Below are 13484 nucleotides of genomic sequence, written 5' to 3'. Positions count from 1 at the left end.
AATAAATAATAAATTTATTACCCTAACCCCCATAACTACAAAACATCGACCAATTAAATATTAATCGCTTAAGTAAAAGATAAACATATGAATATAAATCATCGATTTACAAATATAGAAAAAAAACCTTACTTTCTAACATTAGAATCCCTTTTTTGATAACTACGAAAATTATTATTATATTTACTATTCCTAACATAAGAAATTCTAACTCGCTTTAAATTTCCATCTCCCTCACTCTCTGTTTTAATATCACTATAACGATTTAAAGTAGTATGAATAATTCTTCTCTCAAAAGGATTCATTGTTGGCAAAAGAATAGAACGTCTACTCCTTTTAACTTTATGCAAAGAATTGATTGCCAAATTAATAAATCTTGATTTAAATCTTTCTCTATAATCCTCAATATCTAATACTATCCTATTAAAAATACCATTGTCTCCAATAAGCCTAGACATGTAAACATTTGCCAAAAGTTGCAAAGCATCTAAATTTCTTCCTTCTCTTCCAATCAAGATATTTGGACTGTCTGTATCAATAGAAATCTTAATATACTCACCTTCTCTAGATTCAATCTTTAAATCAACACAATAACCCATTTTATTTATCATTTCTTTAATAAAATCCAAAACCTTATCATAAATACCTTCATTAATCTGAGCCTCAGAATTTAGTGTGTACTCTTTCACATGAGGAGACACTTTTATCTTAATCATCTCTTTTTTAAATAAAAATCCAACCTTTTCCTTATCCAAAATCTCTACATCAAACTCACCTTCTCTTAAATCAAGATCCCTCATTGCCTTTTTAATTGCTTCTTGTTCTGTTTTTCCATAAAATTCATAACTCATCTGTTCCTCCTTTCAGATACATTCATCTTTATATAGTATTGTTGCAAAATAGTAAAAATATTGGTTGTAATCCAATAGATTAAAAGTCCTGATGGCATATCATAAAGTATGAAAAAAAACATAATAGGCATACCAAAATATAAAAATTTCTGTTGTGATCCAAGATTTTTAAAACTAACATTAGAACTAATTATTGTAGATAATAACTGAGTAATCATCATAATAAAAGGTAAAATTCTAATATCAGTCCATACAAAAACTTTATATCCAAAATAATATATGCTATCACCAATTGACAAATCATCAATCCAACCTGGAATAAAACTAGCCCCCCTTAGCAAAAAGAAATTATTTACAAGACCATAAAGAGCAAAAAACACAGGTAGTTGTAAAATAATAGGCAAGCATCCTCCAAGAGGATTAACACCTTCTTCCCTATAAAGTTTACCCATTTCCTCATTTAATCTTTTGGGATCATTTTTAAATTTTACTTGTATCTCTTTCATTTTTGGCTGTAACTTAGAAAGTTCTGCTGTAGCTCTAAAACTCTTAAAAGTCAAAGGAAATATAAGTATTCTTACCACAATTGTCAAAAAAATTATTGAAAGTCCCCAATTAGGAATAATATTATAAAAAATTCGCATTATTAATTGCATAGGAACTTGAATAAAGTATAATAAGCTTTTCTCTACAGACATTCCAAATTCAACATTAGATAAACCAAAACTATTTAGATTATTTTTATTAAAAATATCTAAATATCCATTATCTCTAGGACCTGCATAAATATAAAAGGTGTCACTAATATTAGCGTCAACTATTTTGTTTAAAATAAAAGTCTTTAAAACTTTATTTTCTTGTTTAAATTCAACATTCATATTTTCTTTTGAAACCAAAACTTCAAAATATTTAGTGCTCGAACCAACCCACTTAGGCTTAATAACACTTAAACCATCCTTACCATATCTAAGCTTAGTATCATAATAAATACTCTGAGATAAATAATTATTATATTGCAGTTTACCTCTCTCGCTTAAATTCTCAATATCAGAACTTAATACAAATTTATAAAAATCAACATCAAAATTATCACTAGCATCAACATTATTTAAAAAAATTTCTAGCTTGATTAAATATTCATTTTTGCTTGAAAATGTATATCTCTTTACATACTCATAATATTTGTCATTATATTCAAACTTGGTCTTAAACTCATGTGTATAATCATTTATTTTGTCATATGAAAACAAACTTTTAGTTAAGTTATCAAAGGTAATATAAAAAAGACCTTCCCTATCTATATTAACCTTAACCATTTCTGTTGGATTCCTCTCTAAATTTAAATGATCTTTAAGCTTTAGAGAAACTAGATTACCCCCAAATGTAGAGAAAGTAGCATAATATATACTAGTCTCAACACCAATTTCTTTAGAATTAACACTTAAACTTAAAACATCATCTTCATCAATTGAATGATGCTCAACATCAAAATCCCTATCTAAATTAAATCCAATCTCTCTATCCATTACAGAAGGGGATTTTCTAGAGAAAAAGACATCATCAACAAGCATAAAAATACCAATAAAAAATAAAGACAAATAAATAGCTCTTAAAATTCTTTTACTCTGACTCACACTTTCCTCTTCATGACATGCACAATTATATTCTTTAGCATAGTATCAACTTCATAATAATTAACATCTACTCTTTGAGGATAAACTACAAAAATAAAGTCAACATACCTATTTTTCAGTAAAGCTAACTGTTTCCTAAAACATTCCTTAAAAATTCTCCGAACACGATTTCTCTTAACAGCACCTTTAAAAACTTTAGGAAAAGTAACAATCATTCTAGAGATTGATAAGCTTGTAAACTCATAAAATATGTTAATTCCTTCTATCCTAATAAATCTACCTTTTTTAAAAAGCTCCTGAATTTCTACCTTTGATTTTATGCTAATATTTCTTTTTTTCATCAGAAACAGTTAATTTTGATCTTCCCTTAGCTCTTCTTCTGGCAAGAATAAGTCTCCCGCTCTTAGTTTTCATCCTAGCCCTAAATCCAAATTTCCTGTTTCTCTTAACCCGACTCGGCTGATAAGTCCTCTTCAAAAAAGTCCTCCAATTAAAAACATTCTTTAGTCATAAGATATAAGTTAAACACTACAATATTATATTATACAAATACAATTGTCAATAAAATCATCTTATCAAAACCTTTATATCCAATATTTCAAGACCTGTAGACTCCTTTATTAATTTTATTATTTTTGATCTATTAAGAGAAACACTATATAAAACACTTGAATTTTTAACAGAAACAAATAATATTTTATCCTCCTTCAAATTCAATAATTTTACTCTATCTGCAAGCTCTTTGAATATTATTTGCCAATTTTTAGACAATATAAAACTAGCATTTAGCTTTTCATTAGAACATATATCCGTATTTAAATATTCTTTAAGTACATCAGCGGCTTTTTTAAAGCTCAAATCTTCCATTCTTAATCCTGTATACCATAAAATTACTGCCCTGTCTAATATCATAACAGTCATCTAAAAACGTAAAGAAGCACTGAGAATCTTTTGGCAGGATATCAAAAACTCTTTTTCTTCTCACACTATCCAATTCTAAAAACACATCATCAAAAAGCAAAATAGGAGCTATACCAAATCGCTTATTAAACATAATGACCTGAACAAGCCTATAAATTAAAGCAAGTGCCCTAATTTGTCCTGTTGAAGAATGATGAGTAAATACTCTATCACCACTTAATATCTCATATAAATCTCTATGTGGACCTATTAAAGTACTTTCATTGTAAAGTTCATCTTGTTCTTTTAAAAGCAAAGTTTGCAAAAATTCATCCCTTTTAGAACATTTCACAGAAGGTAAATATTTAATCTCTAAACTATAAGAAACATCAAAAATAAAAGAATAATAGTACTTAAAAAACTCATAAAAATGCTTGATAAAATTTTCTCTCATTTTCGTTATCTCAAAAGCAAAATCAACAAAAGTTTCATTATAAATTTTAAGTAAATCTTTATTTCCTTGTCTTAAAATCAAATTTCTTTGCTGTAAGATCTTTCGATATTTCCTAAGAGAATCTAAATAATCTAAAGAAACAAGACTTATTGCCTGATCAAAGAACCATCTCTTCTTAGCAGGAGCTCCAATGATAAAGTCAGTATCATAATTTGAAAAAATAACTGATGGAATGTTCAATATCAAATTTTTTCTATCTTTTACAATGCTATTGTTAACCTTTACTTCTTTTTTTCCATTCCTTAAAGACAAACCAATCTCTCCAGCATTTCCCTCAGCATTATAGAGACACTTTAAATAAAATTCTGTCTTGCCATATGTAATAAGTTCTCTATCAGTGCTAACTAAAAAAGAAGATGCAAAAGCAAGACAATAAATAGCATCAAGAATATTAGTCTTACCTGAACCATTCTCTCCGCAAAAATAAATGTTATTAAAATCAAAATTAATAACCTGATTTTCTATATTCTTAAAATTAAAAAATTCCACTTTCTTTATCATCTTGCCAACAAAAAAGAATCTTAGTTTAATACCATGGGCATTATCAAATGAATGAAACCAAAATTCGCAGGGTCACTTAATTTCAATATACCTCCTCCACTGAATTTTATCTCTAACTTTGGAGTATCAAATACACCCATTGCCTCAGTAAAATAAGCACTATTAATAGCTACAATTTCCTCGCTCCCCTCATAATCATAATTAGGACTTTGTACAAAAAATTCACCCTTTCTTCCTGTAATTGGATCTTCTGCCATAAGTCTTAGTTGATTACCTGCAAAATCCAGAATAACTTTTTTAAACCTTTTGTCTGTGTAAGAACTTACCCTTGAGAGCCTATCTTTTAAAATGTTAACATCAATTAACGCCTTGTTCTGCTGTTCATTTGGTATAATACTTTCATAATCAGGATAGCTTCCATTTATCAGACTGCAAACTATTTTATAATTATTGAATTCAACATAAAATTTTTTATCAGAGACCTTGAGCTTTATAATACCTTCTCCTATCATCATCTGTCTTAAGAGATTAACCATTTTGACAGGAACTATAAAATTGATATCCTCCTCAAATATTAAATCTGTTTTATATACAGATAGTCTATGCGAATTGGTAGAAACAAATGTCAATGCAGAGTTTTTGTCTTTTGTAAAATAAATTCCATTTAAAACGTTTTTGGACTCGTCATGTGAGGCTGAAAATGAGACTTTGTTTATAATTTTCTTAAATTCCCTTTGAGTTAACTCAATTGTTAAATTATAGGTCTCTTCATTTATGTCATAATTGTAAATTTCAATCTCTTCACTAGAAAAAGTTGGCTCACTTAAATGATCATTTATGAAATTACCATTTTTATTTTCTGATTCACCAATAATGCTTAATTTGTTTTCATCTTCTATAAATTTTATTTTTAGCTCATTGTACAAATTTAATGCTTTTACTGCATCTGAAAAGTTTGAAGCATTGATTAATACTTTAAAGTTTTCTGCTGAAACAATTGGAATTGTACTTTCAAAAAAGATATTCCTATCTGTTGCCTTTATCTTGAGGTTGGAATTTTTTACTTCGAGTAATATTGCGCTCCAAATGTCATTTATGTTCCTATTTAAAATTATACTCTTGGCTTTGTCAATCTCTTTTGAAATCTGTTCTGTGTCGCACAGTATAAATTTTTCGTTCAATGTTTTACCCCCTTATATTATATTATCATTTCTTGGTTTTCATTAATGTAAATTTTATTCAGTTTATTATAAGTATTTTTTTTATTTATATATAGTTGTATTAGTAGAAGGCTGTCTAATTGTCTAATTCTATTTATTTATTTATGTTATAAGCAATAATACATGTTTAATTGTTTGTGTTTTTTGATGAATTATTTGTTTAATTTGTTCAAAAATATTTTGGATTTTATAGATTTTGCTAGTTTTTGTTAATTTTGTTCATAAGTTCTATGATTAAATTGTTAATTTCTAGGTCATTGTTTCTCTCTTTATCTATTTTATTTATCGAATAAAGCACTGTTGAATGGGTTTTCCCCCCAATGATTTTACCTATTTCAATTGTTGAAAGCTCTGTAAAATTCCTCAGAAGATAAGCATAAATGTGTCTTGCTTTTGTGATTTCAGGTTTTTTGCTGTTGCCCTCAATGTCTTTGTTTGTAAGTTTTAATTCCCTTAAGATAACTTTTTTTATACTTTCAATGTTAATTGTGTTATTTGTATTTGTGTTATTGTTTTCATAAGCTATTATCTCTTTAATTATTTTGTCTACTATGCTAGTGTCGATTTCTATATCTTCAAGGTCTATGTGAGCTTTTAATTTTGTTACAGCAGCTTCAAGATCTCTTATATTTGTTGTAACTTTCTTAGCAACTAAGTTGAGAATGTTTTTTGGAACTTTTATTCCATCTTCTTCTGCTTTTTTTTCTATAATTGCCACTCTTAATTCAAAGTTTGGTTTTGATATGTCAACATTGAGTCCCCTTGTAAATCTGTTTTTTAATCTATCTGTAAAATTGATGAGTTCTGAGGGTTGTCTGTCGCATGTAAATACCATTTGTTTATTGTCTTCATAAAGAGCATTGAAAGTGTGAAAAAGCTCTTCTTGTATACCTTCTTTTTTTTGTAAATCATGAATATCATCTATTAATAACATATCTAGGTGTCGGTATTTTTTCTTAAATCTTTTTGTTTCATTTGTTTTTATACTTTCTACAAATTCATTTAAAAAATTTTCAGCAGTTACGTAAAGTATTTTAAATTCTTTATATAATTTTTCTGTTTTGTTTCCTATACTTTGGAGTAAATGTGTTTTGCCAAGACCAACTCCACCATAAATTAGACATGGATTGTATTTTTTACCAGGATCTTTTGCAATTGATAAGCTTGCATTATATGCAAGTTTATTATTTGGACCTATAATGAAATTTTCAAATGTGTATTTCTTTTTAAGAAAAGGATTCCTATATTTTGTATGAATATCTTCTTTTATAACGTAGTGTTTTGTATTCTCTATTATGTTCTTTGTGTGAGTGTTAAGTATTCTTTTTTTTTCAGGTGAATCTTGTTGTATAGAAATGTCTTTAAGTGAAGTGTTTTTTAATTCCATGTTATGAGTCTTGGATTCATTTGGTGGATTTATAAATTCAACATTAATCGTATTATGGCCTTTTTCAGTGAGAATTTCTTTTATTCTTTTGGAAAATCTTTTTTCTACTTGGTTTTTATGAAAAGAATTTGGAGCAGATATTTTTATACTCTCGTCAGTTGCATCTATGAAATATAAATTTTCAAACCATATGTAAAACTCTTCTTCAGAAAGTTCTTTCCTTATTGCTGCTAAAATTAAGCTCCATATGTTTTTTCCTTCTTGCATATCTTATCCTCGTCGATTTTGGCTTTTTATCATTATATCTTTTTGATTATTAGTATTGTGTATGTATAAGTATATAGTATAATAATGAACTGGAACATTATCTTAACTATTTGTGGATCTTGAAATTTTATTAGTTTTAAGTCAAGTTGAATGTGTCTTGTAATTTGTGTTATTTAATAGATATTATATTGTTTTTAATGTAAAATTTGCTTATATCTATATTATGATTAATTGTGTGGAAGGTTTATGAGTTATGTTGCTAGTAATATTCAAGTGTTAAAGGGCCTTGAAGCTGTTAGAAAAAGGCCTGGTATGTATATTGGATCCGTTTCAATTGATGGATTGCATCACTTGGTTTATGAAGTGGTTGACAATAGTATTGACGAGGCTTTAGCGGGTTTTTGCGATAAAATAGAAGTTGTTATAAATTCAGATAATTCTGTAACAGTCAATGATAATGGTAGAGGAATTCCTACAGATATTCATGAAGAGGAAGGAATTAGTGCTCTTGAACTTGTTTTGACTAAGCTACATTCTGGAGGAAAATTTAATAAAGGTACTTATAAGGTTTCTGGTGGACTTCATGGGGTTGGGATTTCGGTTGTTAATGCTTTATCATCTTTTTTAGAAGTTGTTGTGAGCAGGGATGGAAAATTTTTTAAGCAGACTTATTCTAGGGGGATTCCCACATCTGGGGTTGAGATTATTGGGGTAAGTTCTAATAGGGGTACTAAAGTTACTTTTTTAGCTGATTCTGAGATTTTTGAAACCTTGGATTATGATTTTGAAACTTTGTCAAAGAGATTGAGAGAACTTGCATTTTTAAATGATAAGATACAAATTTCAATTGAAGATAAGAGATTGGGGAAAGAGAGATTTTTAGAATTTTATTTTGAAGGTGGAATAAAAGCTTTTGTAGATTTTATAACAAATAATAGAAAAAATATTCAAAGTGAGCCCTATTTTATTGAAGGAACTTATGATGATGTTATTGTTAGTGTTGGACTTAAGTGGACTGAAGGATATTCTGATAATATTTTATCGTTTGTAAACAATATTAATACTAGAGAAGGAGGAACTCATGTTGCTGGTTTTAAGACTGGTTTCTTAAAGGCAATGAGTGAAGCTTTTAAGGATTCAAAGATAAGCAAAAAAGATGTTCCAAATCTTACATTAGATGATTTTAAGGAGGGTTTAACAGCGGTAATTTCTATTAAGGTTCCAGAACCTCAATTTGAAGGTCAAACTAAAGGAAAATTGGGAAATTCTTATATAAAGAAAATTGTTGAAACTATTGTACACGATGAGCTTTTGAAAGTTATTGGTGATAATCTTTTAGAAGTAGATATTATTCTTAATAAGGCAATAAGAGCCGCTCGTGCTCGTGAGGCCGCAAGAAAAGCAAGAGAGTCTGAGAGAAAAAAAAGTGCGTTTGAAAGCTTGGCATTGCCTGGCAAATTGGCAGATTGTGCATCTAAAAATCCGGTTGAAAGGGAAATTTATATTGTGGAAGGGGATTCTGCAGGAGGAAGCGCAAAAATGGGAAGAGATAGGTTTTATCAAGCTATCTTGCCATTGTGGGGTAAAATGCTTAATGTTGAAAAAACACGGGAAGAGAAGGTTATTACAAATGATAAGCTTATTCCAATAATTGCATCTCTTGGTGCTGGTGTTGGAAAGAATTTTTATATTGAAAAACTTCGTTATCATAAGATTATTATTATGGCTGATGCCGATGTTGATGGATCTCATATTCGAACATTGCTTCTTACTTTTTTCTTTCGTTACATGCGGGAGTTAATTGATAATGGACATGTATATATCGCTATGCCACCTCTTTATAAAATTAAGTATGAAAATAGTGTTCATTACTTTTATGATGATTCGGAAAAGGAAATTTTTTTAAGCTCTATCGAGACTGGTAAAAGGGATAAAATTAGTCTTCAAAGGTATAAAGGGCTTGGAGAAATGAATCCTACACAACTTTGGGAAACCACTATGAATCCTGCTACTAGAAAAATGAAATTAATAGAGATAGATGATGCTGTACAGGCTGAGGATATTTTTGTTACTCTTATGGGAGATGATGTTGAGCCTAGAAGAGAATTTATTGAGCAAAATGCGCTTGATGTAGTAAATCTTGATGTGTGATTGGAGCATTAATGGCAATTGAAGAAGATAAAGAGCAAATATTAAATATAAAAATAGAAGATGAGGTTAAAACCTCGTATCTAAATTATGCAATGTCTGTTATTGTTTCAAGAGCTCTTCCTGATGTGAGAGATGGTCTTAAACCTGTTCACAGAAGAATCCTTTATTCAATGCATGAAATGGGACTTAGGGCTGATAAAGCATTTAAGAAGGCTGGGAGAATCGTTGGAGATGTTCTTGGTAAATATCATCCTCATGGTGACCAGTCGATTTATGAAGCACTTGTAAGACTTGCACAGGATTTTTCGTTAAGATATCCTATAGTAAGCGGACAGGGGAATTTTGGTTCTATTGATGGAGACCCTCCTGCTGCTATGAGGTATACTGAAGCTAGAATGGCGAAAATAGCTGAAGAACTTGTTAAAGATATCGATAGGCAAACTGTTGATTTTAGAGCCAATTATGATGATTCTTTGCTTGAGCCTGAAGTTTTACCAGCTGCTTTTCCATTTCTCTTAGTTAACGGTTCTAGTGGAATTGCTGTTGGAATGGCAACCAATATGGCCCCACATAATTTGAGAGAAGTTTGTGACGCCATAGTTTATATGTTAAATCATGATAGTGTTTCTGTGTATGATTTAATTGCAATAGTTAAAGGACCAGATTTTCCTACTTATGCTGAAATCATTTATAATGAGAGTTTAGTTAAGGCTTATACGACAGGGAAGGGCAGTGTTGTTATTCGATCTCGGTATCATATTGAAGAAAAGAGAGAAGATCATATTGCTATTATAATTACGCAAATACCTTATGCTGTTAACAAATCTTCCTTGCTTATGAAGATTGCATTCTTAATAAAAGAAGAAAAGCTTGAAGGTATATCTGATATAAGAGATGAATCTGACCGTGAAGGTATTAGAATTGTCCTTGAAATTAAAAAAGGTTTTGATCCTCATGTTGTTATGAATTTGCTTTATGAATATACTGAACTGAAGAAAAATTTTAGCATAAATAACTTGGCTCTTGTTAATGGTATTCCAAAACAATTAAATTTAAAGGAACTTATATCTGAATTTATTGATCATAGAAAGGAAATTGTTAGAAGGCGTGTAGAGTTTGACTTAAAAAAGGCAAGAGAAAAGGCACATATTCTTGAAGGATTAAATGTTTCCTTAAGACATATTGATAGGGTAATAGAGATAATAAGATTTTCTAGAGTTGTAAAAGATGCTAAAGAATGTATTATTAAGGAATTTAATTTATCAGAAATTCAAGCTAATTCTATATTGGATATGAAGTTACAGAAGTTAACATCTCTTGAAATAGAGAAACTTGAAGAAGAGTTTAAAATTGTCTTGGATTTAATAAAAGATTATGAAGATATTCTTGTTAGTCCAGAGAGAGTTGTTAATATTGTAAGGGAAGAGATTATTAATTTAAGTTTAAAATTTGGCGATGAGCGCCGAACAAAAATAATTTATGATGAGGAGGTTGTAAAAACTAGTATGTCAGATTTAATGCAGAGGGAAAATGTTATTGTTATTCTTACAAAGCAGGGTTTCATTAAAAGAATCTTACAAGATGAGTATAAACTTCAAGGTATAGGTGGTAAGGGACTTGGTTCTTTTGACTTACAAGATAAAGATCAAGTTAATATTGCTTTATGTGTAAATACCCATGACTTTTTACTTATGATTTCAAATGAAGGGAAGCTTTATGTAATTAATGCTTATGGAATAAAGGATTCTTCTAGAACTTCAAAGGGACAAAATATTCGTGAGCTTGTTAATTTGGGAGAGACAGAAGAGATATTAGCTATTAAGAATTGCAATGAGTTATCTCTGGACAATTATTTATTAATAACAACAGCAAATGGAAAAATAGCTCGTATTGAAACAGAGGGCTTTAAAACAGTTAAATCAAGAGGCGTTATTGTCATTAAACTGGATGATAAGGATTTTGTTACAAGTGCTGAGATTGTTTCTAAGAATGATAAAATTATTTGTCTTTCTAAGAAGGGCAATGCTTTTGCATTTAATTCAAATGATATTAGGCTTACACATAGAGGAACTCAGGGTGTGTCTGGTATGAAAGTAAGAGAGGGCGATATGCTTATTAAGGCGTTATCAGCAAAACAAGGATCTCATCTTTTAATTGTTTCTGAGAATGGATATGGAAAGAGATTAGAAATATCTAGAGTGACTGAGCTTAAAAGAGGCGCTACTGGTTATACTTGCTATAAGAAATCCGATGAAAAGGCAGGTGAAGTTGTTGATGCTATTACAGTTGCACAGGATGATGAAATATTACTTGTAAGTAAGACTTCTAAAGTTTTACGAACATTGGTTGACAAAATATCTGAGCAAGGTAAGGATGCTAGAGGAATGCAAGTATTATCTCTTGATGAGGATAAATTGATATCTGTTTCAAAATTTATTAAATGATCAATTAATTTTATTTGTATTGTTTGAATGTTCTACGTAGAACATTCTTTTTTTTTGGGTTATTTTTTTAGTTGAAATTGACATAGAACAACTTTATAAAATTTTGTATTATTACAAGGAGGTTTTTGATAAAATGAGTGAGACTTTTAAAATGGTAGATATTAATCTTGTAGATGTAGATAAGTCGCAACCTAGAAAGTCTATTAATCTTGCTGAGCTTGAAGAATTAAGTATCTCTATAAGAGAAAATGGAATATTGCAACCTATTGTTGTTTTTCATGATAGTGGTAGATATACCTTAGTAATAGGTGAGCGAAGATTTAGAGCTGCTAAATTAGCTGGTATGAGGCAAATCTCTATTATAGAAATAGAGACAACTAGAAAGAATAAAGATTTTATGTCTTTAATTGAAAATATTCAAAGAGAAAATTTAACCCCTGTTGAAGAGGCATATGCTTATAAAAATCTTATGGATAAGCATTCTTTAACCCAAAAAGCTTTATCTGAAAAGATAGGTAAAAATAGGTCTCACGTTGCTAATTTAGTTCGAATTTTGGATCTTGAACAGGAAATATTAAATTCTTTACATAAAAAAGAAATATCATTGGGTCATGCTAAGGTTTTATTGTCGTTAAAAGATAGTCAGGATAGATATGGGCTTTATCTTTTAATCATTAAAAAAAAATTGTCCGTTAGAGAAACAGAAAATTATATTAAAAATTTTTATAAACCTATTAATGATAAATCAGAAATCTTAAGAGATCCTTTTTTAAATAGTGTTAAAGAATTTTTAATAAGCAGAATACAAACTAAAATAAGTATTAAAGGAAGCAAGGAAAAAGGGAAGATCGAAATAAGTTATTTTACATCTTCTGATTTAAAAAGAATTATTTCTATTTTTGAAAGTATTAAGTAATTTTTTTTATGAGATTTATTTTTTGTTTTATGTCTTTTAAAATAATCAAAAATTCTTTCTTGTTTTCTATTTTATCTAATTTAATGTTTTTAATGTTTTCTAGTTCTTGTAAAAGTAGTTCTATTAGTTTTATAATGTTTTCTCTTTTAAGTTGTATTTTATTAAAGTTTATTTGAAGATTTTTTTTGTTGTGTTCATCTTTTTGATAACGTGATTTAAATTCTTTTAAAGATTTTATTTTTCCATTAAGAACTTCCATTTTTAAATGAGTAGGACAAGATTTTTTAGAAATTTCATATGAGAGTGATAGTGGTAAATTGTTTATTATGAGTTGCTTATCGGAATTTTCGACAAGCAATTCGTATCTTGATATCAATGAGTAAACTTTATCTTTTTTAAATCCCATACTGGTAAACCATTTATAAAAAAGACCGTCATATTGGTTATTCCCACGTAGTTTATCTTGTGCCTCTTTTAGTATTCTTCCAATTTCTGTGTAGGTATTGTTAAATATATTGAAAATCTCGTATTGCTTCATTTTTAAAAAGTCGGCTATTTCTTTATCCAATTTTTCATATTTAAAACTTTTGTTTTGAATGATAATTAATTCTTGTTTTACCAAATGTTGTTCGTCTTTTGCATTATTTTTTAACTTTTGGCCCATTAAAGCCATTAAAGTGTCTAGATTGTCTGACATTT

General features: G+C 28.9%; 12 protein-coding genes. 3 read left to right on the top strand and 9 right to left on the bottom strand.

Annotated elements, in window-relative coordinates; translation table 11 throughout:
• Positions 1 to 128 precede the first annotated feature (128 nt).
• The 8 genes from jag to dnaA form a co-directional block, all read right to left on the bottom strand.
• Positions 129 to 851, bottom strand: coding sequence for an RNA-binding cell elongation regulator Jag/EloR (jag, locus tag bpuSUM_RS02205; protein WP_247065596.1), 723 nt, complete (start codon positions 849 to 851; stop codon positions 129 to 131).
• Positions 848 to 2485, bottom strand: a complete 1638-nt coding sequence (yidC, locus tag bpuSUM_RS02200; protein WP_247065595.1) for a membrane protein insertase YidC — start codon at positions 2483 to 2485, stop codon at positions 848 to 850. Before yidC ends, jag begins: the two co-directional genes overlap by 4 nt.
• Positions 2482 to 2826 (bottom strand): ribonuclease P protein component, encoded by a 345-nt coding sequence (gene rnpA, locus bpuSUM_RS02195; RefSeq protein ID WP_247065594.1) that lies wholly within the window; start codon positions 2824 to 2826, stop codon positions 2482 to 2484. Before rnpA ends, yidC begins: the two co-directional genes overlap by 4 nt.
• Positions 2807 to 2962 (bottom strand): 50S ribosomal protein L34, encoded by a 156-nt coding sequence (rpmH, locus tag bpuSUM_RS02190; RefSeq protein WP_012538194.1) that lies wholly within the window; start codon positions 2960 to 2962, stop codon positions 2807 to 2809. The genes rnpA and rpmH overlap by 20 nt, the downstream gene beginning before the upstream one ends.
• A gap of 90 nt (positions 2963 to 3052) precedes the next feature.
• Entirely contained in the window at positions 3053 to 3352 is a 300-nt protein-coding gene (locus tag bpuSUM_RS02185; RefSeq protein ID WP_247065593.1) for a DciA family protein, read from the bottom strand.
• Positions 3333 to 4400 (bottom strand): DNA replication/repair protein RecF, encoded by a 1068-nt coding sequence (recF, locus tag bpuSUM_RS02180; protein WP_247065592.1) that lies wholly within the window; start codon positions 4398 to 4400, stop codon positions 3333 to 3335. The genes bpuSUM_RS02185 and recF overlap by 20 nt, the downstream gene beginning before the upstream one ends.
• A gap of 20 nt (positions 4401 to 4420) precedes the next feature.
• Positions 4421 to 5581: a DNA polymerase III subunit beta gene (dnaN, locus tag bpuSUM_RS02175; RefSeq protein ID WP_247065591.1), complete on the bottom strand. Its 1161-nt coding sequence runs from the start codon at positions 5579 to 5581 to the stop codon at positions 4421 to 4423.
• 238 nt (positions 5582 to 5819) lie between these two features.
• The gene (gene dnaA, locus bpuSUM_RS02170) at positions 5820 to 7274 is read right to left on the bottom strand and encodes a chromosomal replication initiator protein DnaA (protein WP_247065590.1); all 1455 of its coding nucleotides are present in this window, start codon (positions 7272 to 7274) and stop codon (positions 5820 to 5822) included.
• A gap of 246 nt (positions 7275 to 7520) precedes the next feature.
• On the opposite strand from dnaA, the gene gyrB reads away from it, so the two are divergent.
• The 3 genes from gyrB to bpuSUM_RS02155 all read left to right on the top strand — a co-directional run bounded on the left by gyrB (position 7521) and on the right by bpuSUM_RS02155 (position 12785).
• A complete protein-coding gene (gene gyrB, locus bpuSUM_RS02165; RefSeq protein ID WP_247066282.1) occupies positions 7521 to 9425 on the top strand; it encodes a DNA topoisomerase (ATP-hydrolyzing) subunit B in 1905 nt (634 codons plus the stop codon).
• A gap of 11 nt (positions 9426 to 9436) precedes the next feature.
• Positions 9437 to 11869 carry a DNA topoisomerase (ATP-hydrolyzing) subunit A gene (gene gyrA / locus bpuSUM_RS02160; RefSeq protein WP_247065589.1) on the top strand — a complete coding sequence of 811 codons (2433 nt, stop codon included), beginning with the start codon at positions 9437 to 9439 and terminating at the stop codon, positions 11867 to 11869.
• 133 nt (positions 11870 to 12002) lie between these two features.
• Positions 12003 to 12785: a ParB/RepB/Spo0J family partition protein gene (locus tag bpuSUM_RS02155; protein ID WP_247065588.1), complete on the top strand. Its 783-nt coding sequence runs from the start codon at positions 12003 to 12005 to the stop codon at positions 12783 to 12785.
• On the opposite strand, the gene bpuSUM_RS02150 is transcribed toward bpuSUM_RS02155, so the two are convergent.
• Positions 12778 to 13482, bottom strand: a complete 705-nt coding sequence (locus bpuSUM_RS02150; RefSeq protein ID WP_247065587.1) for a hypothetical protein — start codon at positions 13480 to 13482, stop codon at positions 12778 to 12780. The two genes, bpuSUM_RS02155 and bpuSUM_RS02150, sit on opposite strands and share 8 nt — an antisense overlap.
• Positions 13483 to 13484 lie beyond the last annotated feature (2 nt).

Source organism: Borrelia puertoricensis (assembly GCF_023035875.1).
GTDB classification, from domain to species: domain Bacteria; phylum Spirochaetota; class Spirochaetia; order Borreliales; family Borreliaceae; genus Borrelia; species Borrelia puertoricensis.
This window is presented reverse-complemented; position numbering and strand designations above follow the sequence as displayed.

Coding starts and splice junctions, on each gene's coding strand:
- jag (WP_247065596.1), bottom strand. CDS start 851: ATGAGTTATGAATTTTATGGAAAAACAGAACAAGAAGCAATTAAAAAG.
- rnpA (WP_247065594.1), bottom strand. CDS start 2,826: ATGAAAAAAAGAAATATTAGCATAAAATCAAAGGTAGAAATTCAGGAG.
- bpuSUM_RS02185 (WP_247065593.1), bottom strand. CDS start 3,352: ATGGAAGATTTGAGCTTTAAAAAAGCCGCTGATGTACTTAAAGAATAT.
- recF (WP_247065592.1), bottom strand. CDS start 4,400: ATGATAAAGAAAGTGGAATTTTTTAATTTTAAGAATATAGAAAATCAG.
- dnaA (WP_247065590.1), bottom strand. CDS start 7,274: ATGCAAGAAGGAAAAAACATATGGAGCTTAATTTTAGCAGCAATAAGG.
- gyrB (WP_247066282.1), top strand. CDS start 7,521: ATGAGTTATGTTGCTAGTAATATTCAAGTGTTAAAGGGCCTTGAAGCT.
- gyrA (WP_247065589.1), top strand. CDS start 9,437: ATGGCAATTGAAGAAGATAAAGAGCAAATATTAAATATAAAAATAGAA.
- bpuSUM_RS02155 (WP_247065588.1), top strand. CDS start 12,003: ATGAGTGAGACTTTTAAAATGGTAGATATTAATCTTGTAGATGTAGAT.
- bpuSUM_RS02150 (WP_247065587.1), bottom strand. CDS start 13,482: ATGTCAGACAATCTAGACACTTTAATGGCTTTAATGGGCCAAAAGTTA.